This window comes from Amycolatopsis jejuensis (assembly GCF_000717335.1).
Classification (GTDB): domain Bacteria; phylum Actinomycetota; class Actinomycetes; order Mycobacteriales; family Pseudonocardiaceae; genus Amycolatopsis; species Amycolatopsis jejuensis.
Genome location: NZ_JNYZ01000004.1, coordinates 236,711 through 252,776 on the forward strand (window position 1 = coordinate 236,711; position 16,066 = coordinate 252,776).

15 protein-coding genes are annotated in these 16,066 nt (G+C 68.1%); 8 read left to right on the forward strand and 7 right to left on the reverse strand.

Features of this window, described 5'->3' with window-relative positions; translation table 11 throughout:
* Positions 1-18: 18 nt before the first annotated feature.
* Genes OO71_RS05865 through OO71_RS05885 form a run of 5 tightly spaced genes read left to right on the forward strand, consistent with a single transcriptional unit; the run spans position 19 to position 4,392 of the window.
* Positions 19-801, forward strand: a complete 783-nt coding sequence (locus OO71_RS05865) for an enoyl-CoA hydratase/isomerase family protein (protein WP_033288574.1) — start codon at positions 19-21, stop codon at positions 799-801.
* A gap of 1 nt (position 802) precedes the next feature.
* Positions 803-1,573 carry an enoyl-CoA hydratase/isomerase family protein gene (locus tag OO71_RS05870; protein ID WP_033288575.1) on the forward strand — a complete coding sequence of 257 codons (771 nt, stop codon included), beginning with the start codon at positions 803-805 and terminating at the stop codon, positions 1,571-1,573.
* 22 nt (positions 1,574-1,595) lie between these two features.
* Positions 1,596-2,708 carry an acyl-CoA dehydrogenase family protein gene (locus OO71_RS05875; protein WP_033288576.1) on the forward strand — a complete coding sequence of 371 codons (1,113 nt, stop codon included), beginning with the start codon at positions 1,596-1,598 and terminating at the stop codon, positions 2,706-2,708.
* A complete protein-coding gene (locus OO71_RS05880; RefSeq protein ID WP_033288577.1) occupies positions 2,705-3,634 on the forward strand; it encodes an acyl-CoA dehydrogenase family protein in 930 nt (309 codons plus the stop codon). The genes OO71_RS05875 and OO71_RS05880 overlap by 4 nt, the downstream gene beginning before the upstream one ends.
* Positions 3,634-4,392 (forward strand): crotonase/enoyl-CoA hydratase family protein, encoded by a 759-nt coding sequence (locus tag OO71_RS05885; protein ID WP_033288578.1) that lies wholly within the window; start codon positions 3,634-3,636, stop codon positions 4,390-4,392. The genes OO71_RS05880 and OO71_RS05885 overlap by 1 nt, the downstream gene beginning before the upstream one ends.
* A 138-nt stretch (positions 4,393-4,530) precedes the next feature.
* On the opposite strand, the gene OO71_RS05890 is transcribed toward OO71_RS05885, so the two are convergent.
* The 4 genes from OO71_RS05890 to OO71_RS05905 form a co-directional block, all read right to left on the reverse strand.
* Positions 4,531-5,526: an ABC transporter permease gene (locus OO71_RS05890; protein ID WP_162186035.1), complete on the reverse strand. Its 996-nt coding sequence runs from the start codon at positions 5,524-5,526 to the stop codon at positions 4,531-4,533.
* A complete protein-coding gene (locus OO71_RS05895) occupies positions 5,523-7,046 on the reverse strand; it encodes a sugar ABC transporter ATP-binding protein (RefSeq protein ID WP_063740007.1) in 1,524 nt (507 codons plus the stop codon). The genes OO71_RS05890 and OO71_RS05895 overlap by 4 nt, the downstream gene beginning before the upstream one ends.
* The gene (locus OO71_RS05900; protein WP_084144730.1) at positions 7,043-8,179 is read right to left on the reverse strand and encodes a sugar ABC transporter substrate-binding protein; all 1,137 of its coding nucleotides are present in this window, start codon (positions 8,177-8,179) and stop codon (positions 7,043-7,045) included. The genes OO71_RS05895 and OO71_RS05900 overlap by 4 nt, the downstream gene beginning before the upstream one ends.
* A gap of 555 nt (positions 8,180-8,734) precedes the next feature.
* Positions 8,735-9,562 (reverse strand): alpha/beta fold hydrolase, encoded by an 828-nt coding sequence (locus OO71_RS05905; RefSeq protein WP_033288580.1) that lies wholly within the window; start codon positions 9,560-9,562, stop codon positions 8,735-8,737.
* 59 nt (positions 9,563-9,621) lie between these two features.
* Between OO71_RS05905 and OO71_RS05910 the strand changes: the two genes are divergently transcribed.
* From OO71_RS05910 to OO71_RS05920, 3 genes are read left to right on the forward strand one after another with little or no spacing between them, the layout of a single operon-like run.
* Positions 9,622-10,863: an acyl-CoA dehydrogenase family protein gene (locus OO71_RS05910; protein WP_033288581.1), complete on the forward strand. Its 1,242-nt coding sequence runs from the start codon at positions 9,622-9,624 to the stop codon at positions 10,861-10,863.
* A 16-nt stretch (positions 10,864-10,879) separates the two neighbouring features.
* Entirely contained in the window at positions 10,880-11,902 is a 1,023-nt protein-coding gene (locus OO71_RS46170) for a phosphotransferase family protein (protein WP_051791055.1), read from the forward strand.
* A 33-nt stretch (positions 11,903-11,935) separates the two neighbouring features.
* Positions 11,936-12,580: a TetR/AcrR family transcriptional regulator gene (locus OO71_RS05920; protein ID WP_051791057.1), complete on the forward strand. Its 645-nt coding sequence runs from the start codon at positions 11,936-11,938 to the stop codon at positions 12,578-12,580.
* 4 nt (positions 12,581-12,584) lie between these two features.
* Here OO71_RS05920 and OO71_RS05925 read toward each other — a convergent pair whose 3' ends face one another.
* From OO71_RS05925 to OO71_RS05940, 3 genes are all read right to left on the reverse strand, one after another.
* Complete coding sequence (locus tag OO71_RS05925; RefSeq protein ID WP_033288582.1) at positions 12,585-13,709, reverse strand: acyl-CoA dehydrogenase family protein; 1,125 nt, start codon at positions 13,707-13,709, stop codon at positions 12,585-12,587.
* A complete protein-coding gene (locus tag OO71_RS47045) occupies positions 13,696-14,682 on the reverse strand; it encodes an acyl-CoA dehydrogenase family protein (protein ID WP_051791060.1) in 987 nt (328 codons plus the stop codon). Before OO71_RS47045 ends, OO71_RS05925 begins: the two co-directional genes overlap by 14 nt.
* Before the next feature lie 1,055 nt (positions 14,683-15,737).
* Complete coding sequence (locus OO71_RS05940; RefSeq protein WP_156096189.1) at positions 15,738-16,019, reverse strand: hypothetical protein; 282 nt, start codon at positions 16,017-16,019, stop codon at positions 15,738-15,740.
* Positions 16,020-16,066 lie beyond the last annotated feature (47 nt).

The window sequence follows — 16,066 nt, forward strand, 5'->3', positions numbered from 1 at the left end:
TTCCGTGAGGAATCCTTGATGGCAGCCCTCGAGTACACAGTGGACGGCGGGATCGGGACGATCCTGCTGAACCGCCCGCATCGCAAGAACGCGTTCACCTTCGAGATGATCGAGCTTTGGGCGGAGGCACTGCAGTCGGCTCGCACCGACGATGCGGTGCGGGCCGTCGTCGTCACGGGCGCCGGGGACGCGTTCTGCTCCGGTATCGACCTCGACGACTTCGCGGCGGAAGCAACCGGTCCGCTGGCGGTGAAATCCCTTCTGGCGGACCGGATCCATCGGGTGGCACACGCGGTCGAGGATCTGGACAAGCCGTTGATCGCGGCGGTGAACGGGATTGCCGTCGGCGCCGGGATGGACATGGCGCTGATGTGCGACGTGCGGCTGCTGTCCGAATCGGCCCGGATGTCGGAGGGGTACATCCGGATCGGCCTGGTCCCCGGTGACGGCGGATGTTATTACCTGCCGCGGATTGTCGGGATGGGCAAGGCCTTGGAGCTGATGTGGACGGGTGAATTCGTCGATGCTGCCGAGGCTTTGCGGCTCGGTCTGGCGAATCACGTGTACGCTTCCGCGGATTTCCCCGCAGCTTGGCGGAAATTCGCGGAGCGGCTGGCCGGTCAGCCGCCGCTTGCCCTGCGGATGATCAAACGCGCGGCTTACCAATCTGCGCGCACCGATGTGCACACGGCGCTGGACCTGATCTCGTCGCACATGGCCGTCGTGCACAGCACGCAGGACGCGGCCGAGGCGATGGCCGCATTCCGGGAACACCGGACGCCCGTCTTCGAAGGACGTTGACATGATTCTGGAAACCCGCGACGACGCCGTGGTCACGCTCACCTTGAACCGCCCGGCCCGCAAGAACGCACTCGACCCGGAAAGCTGGGCATTGCTGCGGGAAAAGCTCGAAGCACTCGCCGTGGACGACGCCGCCCGGGTCGTCGTCCTCACTGGTGCCGGGGGAACGTTCTGTGCCGGGTCCGATCTCGCCGGTAGTTCTGCCGAGGAGCATCCGCTCACGAAAATGGGGCGGCTCGGCCGGGTCGCGATCACGGTGCACGAGTTCCCGAAGCCGCTCATTGCGCTGGTGGACGGTGCTGCCGTCGGGGCGGGCGCGAACCTTGCGCTGGCGTGTGATTTCGTCGTCGCGACCCCGGCGGCGCGGTTCGGGCAGATCTTCGCCCGGCGTGGGTTGTCGATCGATTTCGGGGGGTCGTGGCTGCTTCCGCGGCTGGTCGGACTGCAGCAGGCGAAACGGCTGGTGTTGCTCGCCGACCTGATCGGTGCCGACGAGGCGCGCGACCTGGGGCTGGTCACGTGGGTCGAGGAGGATGCGGCCACGTTCACCGCGTCGCTGGCTCGGCGGTTGGCCGCGTTGCCGCCGGTTGCGTTGGCGCAGTCGAAAGCGTTGCTGAACCGTGGTGTCACGCAGTCGTTGCGGGACGCGCTGGACAACGAAACCCGTGCGCAGGCGGTCAATCTGGCTACTGAGGACGCTCCGATCGCGTATCGCGCATTTCTGGACAAAGTGGCGGAACCGCAGTACACGGGCCGCTGGGCCGTGCGCTGACCGACGAGGACGGACCTTCCTGATGGACTTGTGGAACCTGGAACCGGTCACGCTTGCCCCGGAGCTGGAAACGCTTCGGGGTGCGGTACGGGCATTTCTGGCTTCGGAAAACGGGCGGTGGGAACCGCGGTGTGACCAGTGGATCGGCGGCTGGGACGCGTCGTTCAGCCGGCGGCTGGGCAAGCGCGGCTGGATCGGGATGGCGTTTCCGGCGCAGTACGGCGGCTCCGCGGCCGGGGCGCTCGCGCGATTCGTTGTCACGGAGGAATTGCTCGCCGCCGGGGCGCCGGTCGCCGCGCATTGGATTGCCGACCGGCAGTCCGGGCCGGGGCTGCTCAGATTCGGGACCGAGGAACAGAAAAACGCCTATCTGCCGGGGATCGCCCGTGGTGAGCATTTCTTCGCGGTGGGACTGTCCGAACCGGACACCGGGTCCGATCTCGCCTCGGTGCGCACCCGCGCCACCCGGGTGGACGGCGGCTGGCGGATCAGCGGGACCAAGGTGTGGACGAGCGGGGCGCACCTCGCGCACACGCTGGTCGTGCTGGCTCGTACGGCGCCGCGGACTGACGCACGGCATGCCGGGCTGGGGCAGTTCCTGGTCGATCTGCCTTGTGCCGGGGTGACAATCCGCCCGATCCGGCTGCTGACCGGGGAACATCATTTCAACGAGGTCGTGCTGGACGACGCTTTCGTGCCGGACGCGCGGGTCCTCGGCGAGCCTGGTTCGGGGTGGCATCAGGTAACCAGTGAACTGGCGATGGAACGCAGTGGTCCGGAGCGGATCCTCTCCACGTTCCCGGTGCTCGCCGAGGCTGCTGCGCGGTATACGGGGTTCGGCGCGGTCGTCGCTCGGATGTGGGCGTTGCGGCAGATGTCACTCGCGGTGGCGGGACGGCTCGAAGCGGGCGCGGCACCGGCGGTGGAAGCTGCGGCGGTGAAGGATTTGGGTACCCGTTTCGAAGGCGCGGTGCTGGACGCGGTGCGGCAAGTGGTGGAACCCGACCCGGGTTCGGACGATCCGTTGCCGCGAATGCTGGCCGAAGCTGTGTTGCACAGTCCCGGATTCACCTTGCGAGGCGGGACTAACGAGATCTTGCGCGGGGTGGTCGCGAAGGAGTTGGGGGTGCGATGAACGACGTCATCCGGGATCTGCAGGAATCTGTGCGGGCGGTGTGTGCGCGGCACGGTTCGGGTCCACTGTGGACAGAACTGGAGGGCATCGGCGTGACCACCTTGTCGGTGCCGGAGGAGTATGGCGGGAGCGGCGGTGATGTTGCTACGGCGGTTGCGGTTCTGGAAGTACTCGGGTCGGCGCCGGTGCCGCTTGCCGAAACGGCCTTGCTCGCCGGGTGGTTGCTGGCGTCGGTTGGGCTCGATGTCCCGCGCGGGCCGATGACGGCTGCGATTGGCGAGCCGGGTGTCGTCCGCCGGGTGCCGTGGGCGCGCAGTGTGGAACATCTCGTGCTGCTGCGCGGAAATGAGGTCCGGGTGCTGCGTCCGGGAGAATTCTCGGTGCAGGAACGGGTGAATCTTGCCGGGGAACCGCGGGATGACGTGACGTGCACGGCCGGGGAAGTCCACCGGTTGCCGTTCGATGCCGAGCGGGAATTCCGTACCCGGGCCGCGCTGGGCCGGGCCGCGTTGATCGCCGGTGCCGCGCGGGAAGCGTTGGAGCTGTCCATTGCGTACGCCGGTGAGCGGGAACAGTTCGGCCGTCCGATCGGGAAATTCCAGGCGGTACAACATCATCTGGCCGCGATGGCCGGTGAGGTGCTGCTGACCAAGGTCGCGGTGGAGGCTGCGGCGCGTACCCTGGACGAGGTCGCGGTTGCGGCGGCCAAGACTGTCGCGAGCCAGGCGGCCGGGGTCGTCGCGTCGCTGGCGCACCAGATCCACGGGGCTCTTGGCTATACGGAGGAACACCGGTTGCGGCACAGCACCACGCGGCTGTGGGCGTGGCGGGACGAGGCCGGAAACGAGGCGGCCTGGTCTTCGGTGATGGACGAACACGTGCAGGGCGGTGCGCTGTGGCCGCTGCTCACCGGAGGAGGGGCGTGATGAAGGTACTGTTCGAAAGCAGCGACGGCGTCGCGGTGATCACCATCAACCGGCCGTCGCAGCGCAACGCCGTCGACCTCGAGGTGGCGTCAGGGATCGCTGCTGCGGTTGACGAATTCGACGCGCGAGCTGACCTCACCGTCGCAATCCTGACCGGCGCGGGCGGTACGTTCTGCGCCGGACTGGACCTGAAAGCCTTCACCCGCGGCGAAATCCCGGTCCTGCCGGACCGCGGTTTCGGCGGTTTGACCGAACGTCCGCCGCGGAAACCGCTGATCGCCGCGGTAGAAGGCTGGGCAGTCGCGGGCGGGTTCGAACTCGCGCTGTCGGCCGACCTGATCGTCGCCGCGCGCGACGCGAAGTTCGGCCTGCCGGAGGTGAAACGCGGCCTGGTCGCGGGCGCGGGTGGTTTGCTGCGGCTGCCGAAGGTGCTGCCGTACCAGCTGGCCATGGAACTCGCCCTGACCGGCGACCCGCTCCCGGCCGAAACCGCACACCGCCATGGGGTGGTGAACGCCCTGACCGAACCGGGCGAGGCACTGGCCGGAGCCCGCACGTTGGCGGCGCGGGTGGCTGCCAACGGCCCGCTCGCGGTGGTGGCCAGCAAGCGGCTGGTGGGGATGTCCGTGGGGTACACGAGCGCGGAAGCGTTTGCGGCACAGGAGGAAGTGGTGGGGCCGGTGCTGTCTTCTGCCGACGCTTTGGAAGGTGCGCGCGCGTTTGCGGAGAAGCGGGCTCCACAGTGGAGTGGCGCATAATCGGGACTTTCGCGGAGAAGCGTGCCCCATGCTGGACTCGCGCATAGCCGGGGCGCGCTTTCGCGGGGAGCCGCGCTCCACAGCCGACTACCGCGTAACCTGGGGCGCCCTCCACCGTGGAAGGCGCCCCAGCGCGCGTCAGCCCTTGGCCTTCCGCCTCCGTCGCGAGCTCAGCACCGCCGCACTCACTGCCACCAGCAAGGCCAGCCCGTTGAACAGGTCCGTCACCCACAGGTTCGTCCCCATCAACTGCAGCCCCTTCACCCCCGTCGCCAGGAGGACCAGCGCCACCACCGTGCCCCACACGTTGAACCGGCCCGGTTTGATCTGCGTCGTCGCGAGGAAGCACGCCGCGAAGCTCGGCAGCAGGTAAGCCGGGCCGAGGGTCGGCGCGACGCTGCCCGTCTTCGCCGTCACGAGCACCCCCGCGATCGACGCCAGCAAGCCCGTCGCGATGAGGGACCCCGCCACGTACCGGCCGGTCCGGACGCCCGCCAGCCGCGACGCGTCCAGGTTCGCCCCCACCGCGAACGTGCGGCGACCGGCTGGGGTGTGTTCCAGGACGTACCAGACCAGCACGCTCAGCACCACCGCGTACCCGGCGACAATCGGGAACCCGAGTACCTCGTGGTTCGCGACCTCCTGGAACCCCGCCGGTACCGGGCCGACGAACTGGTAGTTCGAGAACAGCCCGGTGAGCGCGAGCAGGACCGAGCTCATCCCGAGGGTCGCAATGAGACTGTCGATCCCGATCACCACCACCAGTACCGCGTTCACCACCCCGATCAGCACGCCGAGCAGCAGCGTGATCAGCACCGCGAGCAGCGGGTTCATCTGCTGGTTGGCCATCAGCACACTGCAGACCACCGCGCTCATGCCGAGGTTCTGCGCCGCGGACAGGTCGAACTGCCCGGCGGCGAGGGTGATCAGCAGGCCCAGCGCGAGGATCAGGGTGATCGACTGGTCGCCGACGATGCTGGTGACCGTCGCGGTGGTGGGGAACGTCCGCGGCAGCCGGAGCGAGAAGAAGACGATGAACAGGAGCAGGAACAGCACGCCGCTGTACGGGGCGAGCCGGATCCGGCTGCCGCCTCGCCTGGTGCCGGTGGCGAGGGTCTGGGTTTCGGCGGTCACGCGCATTCACCCCTTCCGGGGTCGTCGGAGTCACGGATGGTTTCGCTGACGATCCGGGCGACCGAAAGCTCGCCCTTCGCCAGCACGCTGCGGATCGTGCCGTCGCGCAGAATCGCGACGCGGTCGCAGACGGCGCACAGCTCCTCGGCGTCCGACGACGACAGCACCACTGCCCGTCCCTCGGCGGCGATTCCGGCCAGCGCTTCGTAAATCGACGCCTTCGCCCCCGCGTCGACGCCACTGGTCGGCTCGTCGAGCAGCAGCACCTGCGCGTCCATGCGCAGCCACCTGGCCAGCACGAGCTTCTGCTGGTTACCACCGCTGAGCAGCGACAACTGCCGTCCCGGATCGTGCGGGACGACACCGAGGCGGTCCAGCCACGGGTGGACCTCGCGTCGTTCGAGCCGTGGTCCGAGCCATCGCGCTTTACCGCGAGAGGGCAGCCGCGGGAGGGTGACGTTCTCGCCGCAGGTCCACTGCTGGATCGTCGACAGCCGCTTGCGGTCAGCCGGGGCGTACGCGATTCCGGCGGCAATCGCGAGGTCCGGCCGGTCCGCCGGAACCTCCTGCCCGCCGAGCCGTACCTCGCCGGATTCCCGCGGCCGCGCGCCGAACGCGAGCCCGAGCGCCTGGTCGTAGCCAGACCCGATCAGCCCGCTGACGCCGACGATCTCCCCGGCACAGACGTCCAGCGAGAAGTCGCGCACCTGCCCGCCGGACAGCCCGGACGCGCTCAGCAGCACCTCCGTCCCCGCCGCCGGGAGGACCGGTGCGAACTCCGTCGGCGCGCGTCCGATGATCAGCTCGACCAGCTCGTCGGCATCGACGCTGCCAGCCGCGCGGGTGGTGACGCGCCGTCCGTCCCGCAGCACGGTGACCTGGTCCCCGATCCGGAAGACCTCGGGGAGCCGATGCGTGACGTACAGGATTGCCGCCCCGCGTTCGCACAGCCGCCGCAGCAGGCCGAACAACTGCTCGACCTGGTGCTGCGGCAGTGCGGCGGTCGGCTCGTCGAGCACCAGCAGCGCCGGGGCGCCGTCGGTCGCCGCGACCGCGCGGACGATGGCCAGCATCGTCTGCTCGCCCGGCGTCGCGGCGGAAACGGGCAGCGCCGGGTCGAGGTCCAGGTCGAATTCCGCCAGGAGCTTCCGTGCCGCACGACGCTCGCGGCGGCCGGAAAGCCACCAGCGGTCGGCGTACCGATGGCCGAGCGCGAGGTTGTCGACGGCGTCGAGTTCCGTTACCAGACCCAGGTCCTGGTGGATGAACGCGACGCCGTGCTCGCGAGCCTCGGCGCTGCCGAGGGTGATCGGGGTGCCGTTCAGCTCGGCGGTCGCGCCCGGGTCGGGTGCGTGGTACCCGGCGAGGATCTTGATCAGCGTCGACTTCCCGGACCCGTTCTGGCCCAGCAGGCAGTGCACCTCACCGGCACGCAGCTCGAGGTCGACGTCGTCCAGCGCTTTCTGCGCCGGGAACGTCTTCGAGAGCGAGCCGATGTGCAGCACCGTCCTCGCGGTCATCCGACGTGCCAAGCGGTCTGGTACACGCGCTCGTAGTCCGGGGCTTCGGGCTGGGCGCTGGTCTGGGTCACGTTGCCCTTGACGTAGATCTGCTCCCACCCGGCCTGGTCGACCTTGTCCCCGAGCGGCACGCCCATCATCAGCCGGGCGAGCTGGTCGAGGCAGCGGTAGCCGGACGATGCCAGCTCAAGCCCCACCGACGCCCACTGCGTACCGTCGTTGATCGCCTTGAGCGCAGCCGGGTTAGCGGCGCGACTGATGATCTTGACCTTGTTCAGCAGCCCGGCCGCACGCAGCGCGGAGTCGAGCCCGGCGTTGTAGTCGACGACCGCCAGCGCGACGTACTTCGTGTCCGGATTCGCCTGCAGGTAGCTGACGATCTGCGACGGCACCGTCTTGCCGATGTTGGCATTCGACACCTCTAGCACGCCGGGCGTACTGCCGGCGCCCTTCAGGACCCCTTCGTAGGCATCCTTGATCGGACCCCAGACCCCGGCGAACGACGGGTCCCACACGAACACCGAGTTCGCCGGACCGTGCGCATCGGCGACCACCGACTGCGCCATCATCCGCCCGCTCATCGCGGTGTCCTTCTCCCCGCCGACGACCGCCTGCACCGGACCGGGCGTCTTGAGCGGGTTCCCGATCGGCGACAGGGCGACGATTTTGGTACCCGCCTTGGCGATCTTGTTCAGCTGCGTGGCGATCGAGGAGTCGGGAAGGGCGGAAATGTAGGCGAACGCGTCCGGCGGATTGGCGGCGACCTGGTCCATCGCGGAGAGGAAGCCCTGCGGGGTGCTGTTGGAGTTGAGGGTGGTGAGCTGCCAGCCGAGCGCGCGGGCGGCACTGGCGGCGCCGTCGGCGAGCGTGGCACACACGGGGAGGGAACAGGTGATGAGCGTCATCGTCTTACCGCGCGGCGGCGCTTGCGGCAACGACGGGACGGTTTCGAGCGGCTGCACTTTGCTGTACTTGGCAAAAGCCGCCTCGGCGTCCGCCACGACGGCCTTCTGCGCAGCCGACAGCTCGACGTTGCCGGTGCTCCCCGCGGCACCCCCACCACACGCGGTGACCAGAACAGAGACAACACTGACGACGATCGCCGCCAGCGGGATTTTGGACATAGTGCGCATCGCTTCTCGTTTCGGGTTGCAGGGGTCAGGGCGCGGGCAGAGCGCGCTGGGGCGCAGTGCTCGGCTTGGCTGGTCGCGGAATCGGCGCGGGCTCGGGAGAAGTAGCGAGCCCCCGGGTCGGCTCCGGGCCGCCAGGTCAGGGCCGCCAGGTCAGGGCCCGGGTGGCCGGGTTGGGACCGGATCGCCAGGTTGGCTCCGGGTCGCCGGGATGGGTCTGGCTGGTCGGTGAATCCGGCGGAACTCGGCTTGACGGGACATGCGGAACTCGGCTTGGCGGATCCGGCGGAACTGGGCTTACAGATCCGGCGAAACCGGGCTGGACGGGACATGCGGAACATGGCTGGACGGGACATGCGGACAGGGCTTTCAGGCCGGTCACCCTTGAGCCCGTCCGGGTACCGGCCGAGTGGGCCGGAGCGCGTCGGGACCGGCGGGCGTCACCTCCGCATCCGGCCGGTACCGGGGGCGACGTCGCCGATTCCAGGACATTCTACTTAGTAGGTTGGCATTCTACTCAGTAGGTTTCCGTCGGTCAACGGGGTTGCCCCCCAAGACTCAGCGCTCCCAAAGGCCCAGCACGGTACGCAGCACCGAAACCAGCGCGAGGGGCCGGTCCAGCATCACGTGGTGCCCCGCGTCCGGGATTTCCACGCTCGGCAAACCGGTGTCCACCGCGGAAATCCCGTGTTCCGCCCGCACCACGAGCACCCGCCCGGACAGCCGGGCAAACGTCGTGTTGTCGAAGTCCTGCCCGGAAAAGATGCGCGGGTCGAACTTCCACGTCCAACCTCCGGCGCAGCGGCGGACCGACGTTTCCGCCACCTGGTCCCGGACGTACGGCAGCGCCCACTGCTCCGGCACCGGCCGGAACCGCGCCAACGCCGCCTCCCTCGTCGGGTACACCCGGAGTGGCGTGCGGGCGCGTGAAGCGTTCGCTGCCTCCTCCTCGGGGGTGAAATCGACCGGGCGGCAGTCGATGGCAATGGTTCCGGCCAGGCGGTCGCCCCAGTGGAGGGCGGCGCGCAGTGCGACCAGGCCGCCCATGCTGTGTCCGACAACGACGGGACGGCCACCTCCGGCAACATCGACGACCTCGCGCGCCCAGCGGTCGATGCTGTACGCGGTCCGCCGGCCACTCGAACCGTGGCCGGAAAGATCGAGGGCTACCACGCGCCGCCGCCCCTCGATCAGCAGTGGCGCAACGTGGTCCCACCACTGCGCATGCGCGACTCCGCCATGCACCAGCACGACGTCCGGCGCACCGGCCGGGCCCCAGGAACGGTGATTGATCGCTACTCCGCCGACGGTGGTCGTGCCCAGCTCCGGCTCCTCGGCCAATGCTTTGACGAACCAGTCCGGCGGAGGGGACTGTGCATTCTCCACCGTGACATACTACTACGTAGGTTGTACTGTCATCCGGACCGAGCGACCGCGGAGGCCCCATGATCGACTTTTCCTTTCCCCCGGAACTGCAGGAGTTACGCGCGCAGGTCGCGGCTTTCGTCGACGGCACCGTGCTGCCCGCCGAACAGCAACTGGGGAAACGGCCGTACTGGGACCTGGTCGCGGAACTGCAGCCGAAAGCCCGCGCGGCCGGGTTGTGGTGCCCGTTCATCCCGAAAGAACACGGCGGAATGGGACTGGGGCACCTCGGCAATGCGCTCGTGCAGATCGAGGTCGGCCGTTCGTTTTCCGGCCTCGGTGGATGGGCGCTGAACTGCATGTCCCCTACCGACGCGACGATGTTGACCATTCTCGAACACGGCACGCCGGATCAGCACGAACGGTTCCTGCGCCCGCTGGTCGACGGGCAGCGGCGGGTGTGTTTTTCGATGACCGAAAAGAACGTCGCCGGGGCGAACGCGACCGGCATGGAGACCACTGCCGTACTGGAGAACGATACCTGGATCCTCAACGGGGAGAAGTGGTTCAGCAGCGGGGCGACTACGTCGAACGTCGCAATGATCATTGCCAAAAGTGACCCGGATGCACCCCGGCATCGGCAATATTCGGCATTTCTGGTGGACCTGCCGAACCCCGGGTACCGGATCATCCGCGACATTCCGGTGCTCGCCGACATCGGGGTTCGCCGGTTCGGCGACGAAACCGTGCACGGACATGCCGAAGTCCGGATCGAACAGCTGGAAATTCCGGCCGAAAACCTGGTCGGTGCGCGCGGGGACGGATTCGTCGTCGCGCAGCATCGGCTCGGTTACGGGCGGTTGCGGCACGGGATGCGGTCGATCGCCAAGGCGCAAGCGGCGCTCGATCTGGCGGCCAAACGCTGCGTCGACCGCAGTGCATTCGGGCGGCGGCTGGGTGATCTGCAAGGCGTCCAATGGCAGCTCGCCGATTGTGCGCGCGACCTTTATCTGGCCAGACTTCTGGTACTGCACATCGCGTACAAACTCGAAGCAGGCGAAGACATCTCGGCCGAGAACGGGATTGCCAAGGTCTTCATCGCCGACATGCTGAGCAGCGTGATCGATCGTGCGCTGCAATTGCACGGCTCCCTCGGCTATTCCCTCGACCTGCCGCTCGCGCACTGGTACGCCGAAGCCCGCGGCCACCATTTCATCGACGGCCCGGACGAGGTCCACCGCTGGAAAACCGGCCGTCGCGTCCTCGCCGAGTACGAGCGCAGCGGTACCACCGCCCGCGCCGCCGGTGGCGACCTCTTCTGAGCGAACGGAGAAACCCATGACCAGCACGGAAATCGTCGACACCGCCGGACTCGCGGCCCACCTCGCCACCGTGGTACCGCAGGCCGGTGTGCTCGACGGCGTCGAACTGCTCACCGGCGGCAGCTCGAACCTGACCCTGCTCGCCACCTGTGCCCGGCAGCGGATCGTGCTGCGCCGCCGTCCGGTCGGCCTCATCCCGGAGCAGGCGCACGACATGCGACGCGAGTACGAGACGCTGCACATGCTCGCGCCCACACCGGTTCCAGTACCGGCGGTGTACGGCTATTGCGACGACGAATCCCTGCTCGGCGCGCCGTTCTACGCGATGGAATTCGTCCCCGGCACGGTGGTCCAGACCGCGGCCGACCTCCGCGGCACCGCCCCCGCCGACCGCGTCCGGATCTGCGACGACCTCGTGCGGGTCCTCGCCGAACTGCACGCCGTGCCACTCCAGACGTTCCCCACCTACCAGCCGGGCCGCAGCACCGACGTCCTCCAGCGCCACCTCCGCCGCTGGCACGACCGCTGGGCCGCCCGGCCGCACCGCGTCCTGCCCGAGGTCGACCGGATCGCCGCCGAGCTCCGCCGCAGGCTGCCGGAGGGTAGCGAGGTCACCTTCGTGCACGGCGACTACCGGATCGGGAACGTGATCGTCGACCGCGAGGCGGCGCGGCCGGTGCGCGCCGTGCTCGACTGGGAACTGGCCACGTTCGGCCATCCGCTCACCGATCTCGCGCACCTGCTCGCCTACTGGGAGGGCACCGGTGACCTCCATTCGCACCGGGCGCAGCGCATCGCGCGGGAGGCCGGGCTGCCCGACGGCCGTCACCTGGCCGCGGCTTATGCGGCATACTCCGGCCGCGGCGTCGACGACCTGCCGGTGTTCCTCGCGTTCGAGCACTGGCGGGCCGCGATCATCAAAGAGGCCATCTACCAGCGCAGACTGCGGGCCGACGCACCGCGGGCCGAGGTCGCCGACGCCCGCGGCGGCGTGGACCGGCACCTCGCCGAGGCGGCCGCCCGGCTGGAGGCGTGTTGACCCCATGTACATCCGGCTCAGTAGTATGTTCTCATGAGGCAGCAGATCGGATCGGGCCGTGCGCTCGACGCCAAGCGCCAGATGAGCGCCCACGAGATCCTCGACGCGGCGGCGCTGGCGTTCTCCGAGCGCGGGTACGCGGCCACCTCGATCGACGACGTCGCCGACGTGCTCGGCTGCACCAAGGGCCGGATCTACCACTACTTCCGCACCAAGGGCGAGCTGTTCATCGGCATCCACCACCAGGGGCTCGAATGGGCGCTGGAGGCGGTCGGGCCCACCGCCGCGCGCGACGATCTCACGCCGCAGGAGAAGCTGCGGGAAATGGTCCGCCGGCATGCGCTGCACATGATGGAGCACTACACCTACATGGGCCCCGGGCAGGGGCAGATCGAGATGAACCTCGCCGGAGAAGGCCGTAACCAGGACGCGGCGAAGGCGAAGATCCTCAAAATGCGCCGCCAGTTCGAGGACTATTTCGTGAAAGTGATCAAAGACGGCGTCGAGGCGGGCGTTTTCCGTGACACCGACGTCAAGCTGGTCACCAAGGCCGTGCTCGGTTCGGTGAACTGGATGCACGTCTGGTACCACCCGGGCGGGTCCCGCGACACCGCCGCCCACCGCGACGACATCGCCGCGGTGTTCGCCGACTACGCGGTGGGCGGGATTCTCGCCTGAGCGCTCAGCGCGGCAGCCCGAGCTTGCGCTGGGCCAGGATATTGCGCTGGATCTGCGCCGAACCACCGTAAATGCTTCCCGCGCGGCCATACAGGTAACGGCCGAACCATTCCGCGCGACCAGGTGCAGTGGTGTCGGTGAGCAGCGAAAGACTCACCCGCATCAACCCTTGTTCCACCGCGGTCATCAGCAGTTTGTCCACCGAGCTTTCCGGTCCGGGCGGGATTCCCGCCGCGCGGTCGCTCAATGTGCGCAAGCAATGCATGCGCAACACCTCGACCGACGCCGCCGCCTCCCCCAAGGCCAGCAAGGTCGCGCGATCCGGCGGGACCGCCCCATTCCGTACCACGCTGCCCAATTCCGAGAGATACCGTTCGAATTTCGGCAGGTACCCGGTTTCGACGGCACCACGCTCGTAGTTCACCACTTCCATCGCGACTTGCCAGCCGTCACCAGGCGCACCGAGAATGTTCGCCGCCGGAATGCGGACCGCGTCGAGATGGATCTCGGCGAACTCCTCCTCACCATTGGCAAGGACGATCGGCCGCACCGTGACCCCGGGCGTGTCCAGCGGCACAATGAAGGCCGAGATCCCGCGGTGACGGGAATCGTCCGGACCGGTTCTCGCGAGCAGCAAGCAGAAATCGGCGAAGACGCCGTAACTGGTCCAGATCTTGTGTCCACTGAGGACCCATTCCGCGCCGTCACGGGTCGCGCGGGTGCGCAGGGCGGCGAGGTCGGACCCGGCTTGCGGTTCCGAAAAGCCCTGGCACCAGATCTCGGTGGCCGACAGCAACGGTTGCAAGTAACGCGTCCGCTGTTCTTCGGTGCCGAAGGTGAGCAGCGGACGACCGAGGTGTCCCAGCGGGATCAGGCTCGGCGCGTTGGCCCGCCCCAATTCCTCGCTGAGGATCGCCTCCTCCGTCGGGCCGAGACCCTGTCCGCCAAATTCCCTCGGATACGAAAGGGCGACCCAGCCGCCGCGGTAGAGCCGTTGCTGAAAGGCGACCAGGTACGGCCAGCGTTCGGCAAGCGTCGCCGGTTCCGGTTCCGCGGGAACGTTTTCGTCGAGCCAAGCACACAGCCGAGCGCGGAAACGAGCTTCTTCGGATGAGTCACGCAAATCCATCGATGGTGTCCTTCTGGAGAACTCGGTCGGCGAGCAACAGCAACGGCGCTTCCGCGCTGCCGAATGCCGCGTTGTGCAGATGCGCGGTACGCAACCGCAGATGTGCGTTGTGTTCCTGGGTGACGCCGATTCCACCGAGGACTTGAATTCCGGCCTCGCACGTTCGGAGTGCCGCCGCTCCCGCATGGGATTTCGCGGCGGACGCAAGCCGTTCCGCTTCGTCGATCGGTGCATGTTCTACCGCCCATGATGCGCCATAGGTGACGGAGCGGGAAGTCTCGACGTCCACCAGCATGTCGGCGCACAGGTGTTGTATTGCTTGGAAAGATCCGATCGGGCGGCCGTATTGTTCTCGCTGCTGTGCGTATTCGGTCGCTTGTTGCAAGGCACCATCGGCCAGTCCGGTCAGCCATGCAGCTGTTCCGGTCCAAGCGATTGCGCGGGCTCGTCGCGCACCCTCACTCTTCGCGACACTCGCCGGTACACCCTGAACTTGACACAGGGGATGCAGTGGATCGATGTCGTCAACCGGTTGGGGTGCAATGAGTTCATGCACCATCGCTGTCCCATCGGGACCCAGCACTACTCCCCGCGCGCCGGGCGTCCAGTCGAACGCGACCACGGCCTCGCCGTCGGGTTCCTCGAGATGTCGGCCGAGGAGAACCGAAAACGGCTCCCCTCGGCCAAGTTCCTCCAGCGCCTCGGCGTCTCCCCGGGCGTACCGCAGCATTGCCGCCGCCGCAATTGCCGTGCCGACATACGGAACGGGCGCAAGGTACCGCCCGAGCACTTCGGCGACCACACACGCGTCGGTGACCGAACCCCCCGATTCCGGCCCGAGCAACCCGACAAACCCCAGGTCAGCGAGCTGCCGCCAGACGCCGTCCACCGGAGAACCGGTGAAATGGCGCGCACCGAAGGCGTCCGCTGTCCGCTGGAGGAGCTGCTGATCCTCGGTGAGCGCAAAGTGCATAGAAGACATACTACTGCGTAGGTTCTTCGGGCACAACGGGCTGCACAGCCATACAGCGGCCTGCTCTCCGTCGCACCGGGAACGACCAGCACCTTCACCACCGGAGAACGACCCTCCACGAGTGGGACCTTGCTCAACCATTTCGTCCGACGCGAGCACCCGCGGCGCCAGCACCTCCCACCGCCCGGCTCGCGCAGCCAGCAGGCGAAGCGCCTCCGGCAGATCAACGGACGGCACCAGGGAGTTCGTTCCGATCAGCTGCAACTCCCGGAGCGTCACCGTGTTCAACGGCGCCGCCAGCGGCTTCTTCTACATCCCCACCAGCACAATCCGGCCGCCCGGGGCCGACCGCAGTTTCCAGGACCGAGACAACGCCGGTCACCTCGTACACCAGCGCCGCACCTGCGGGCAGCGACGAAACCGCACCCAATTCCCGCGCAACCGCCAACCGACCGGGATCGTGGTCGACGGCGGTGACCGGGATTCCCCACTGCGTCAGGACATGCACCAGGCAGGCACCGACCCCACCAGGTCGCGCCCTCGGCGAGGGGCGACCACGGCCGGCGGCGTGGACGGCAATAGCCATCGGCTGGGCCAAGGCGGCTTCTTACGGGGTCAGCACGGCGGAATCGACCTCGGCGCAAACCCGGATGGGGGCGACGACCGCACCGGCCAGTGCACCGTCCCGATGCAACCCCACGACCCAGTATTCCCGGCAATGCCCCGATTCGTCGGCGGCACACGCCGCGCACTGTCCACACGGGACTGCACCACCCAGGACACCAGCCGATCCAGCTACCGTTCCGGCACCCCGGGTCTGACCTCGACCACCACGCTGGAGAACTCGTGCCCCAGCACCGTGGGTCCGCGGTAGCCGGTGACCGGATGCGGGCGGTGCAACGGAACCTGATGCGGACCCGATGCCTATTCCTTCTCCTTTACCAGTTGGTGGCGATGTATTTCATCTCGGCGTATTCGAGAAGCCCTAGCGGCCGCCTTCCCGCCCGAGGCCGCTCTCCGACCAACGCCAGCGCGACCAACCCGAGGTAAACCGCTTAGAGCACCGTGATCGTCGACGGCTGTGCGCCGCTGACTTGGATTGCCACTGCAGCAACGGCAATCCCGGCGTCGAGTCCGCCGAGGACGCGTGCCACCAGCACGACGAGCACGTTCGGCGCGGACAGTAGCAGTCCGGTGATCAGCGCCGGTCGCCGTCCCACGTGGTCCGACCAGGACGAGAACGCGGTCAGCGCGATCATGGTACCGGCCGCGTACAACCCGAAGGCGAGCGCGACCACGAAAGCCCGAAACCGAGTTCGTGCGCCCAGATTCCCCACAGCGGGATCGGAATCGTCCCGCCGAGCATGACCACGGCGTAGGCCGC

Excerpts from the sequence above, each read along its gene's own strand:
- OO71_RS05865 (WP_033288574.1), top strand. The coding sequence starts at position 19 with ATGGCAGCCCTCGAGTACACAGTGGACGGCGGGATCGGGACGATCCTG.
- OO71_RS05870 (WP_033288575.1), top strand. The coding sequence starts at position 803 with ATGATTCTGGAAACCCGCGACGACGCCGTGGTCACGCTCACCTTGAAC.
- OO71_RS05875 (WP_033288576.1), top strand. The coding sequence starts at position 1,596 with ATGGACTTGTGGAACCTGGAACCGGTCACGCTTGCCCCGGAGCTGGAA.
- OO71_RS05880 (WP_033288577.1), top strand. The coding sequence starts at position 2,705 with ATGAACGACGTCATCCGGGATCTGCAGGAATCTGTGCGGGCGGTGTGT.
- OO71_RS05885 (WP_033288578.1), top strand. The coding sequence starts at position 3,634 with ATGAAGGTACTGTTCGAAAGCAGCGACGGCGTCGCGGTGATCACCATC.
- OO71_RS05895 (WP_063740007.1), bottom strand. The coding sequence starts at position 7,046 with ATGACCGCGAGGACGGTGCTGCACATCGGCTCGCTCTCGAAGACGTTC.
- OO71_RS05900 (WP_084144730.1), bottom strand. The coding sequence starts at position 8,179 with ATGCGCACTATGTCCAAAATCCCGCTGGCGGCGATCGTCGTCAGTGTT.
- OO71_RS05910 (WP_033288581.1), top strand. The coding sequence starts at position 9,622 with ATGATCGACTTTTCCTTTCCCCCGGAACTGCAGGAGTTACGCGCGCAG.
- OO71_RS46170 (WP_051791055.1), top strand. The coding sequence starts at position 10,880 with ATGACCAGCACGGAAATCGTCGACACCGCCGGACTCGCGGCCCACCTC.
- OO71_RS05920 (WP_051791057.1), top strand. The coding sequence starts at position 11,936 with ATGAGGCAGCAGATCGGATCGGGCCGTGCGCTCGACGCCAAGCGCCAG.
- OO71_RS05925 (WP_033288582.1), bottom strand. The coding sequence starts at position 13,709 with ATGGATTTGCGTGACTCATCCGAAGAAGCTCGTTTCCGCGCTCGGCTG.
- OO71_RS47045 (WP_051791060.1), bottom strand. The coding sequence starts at position 14,682 with ATGCACTTTGCGCTCACCGAGGATCAGCAGCTCCTCCAGCGGACAGCG.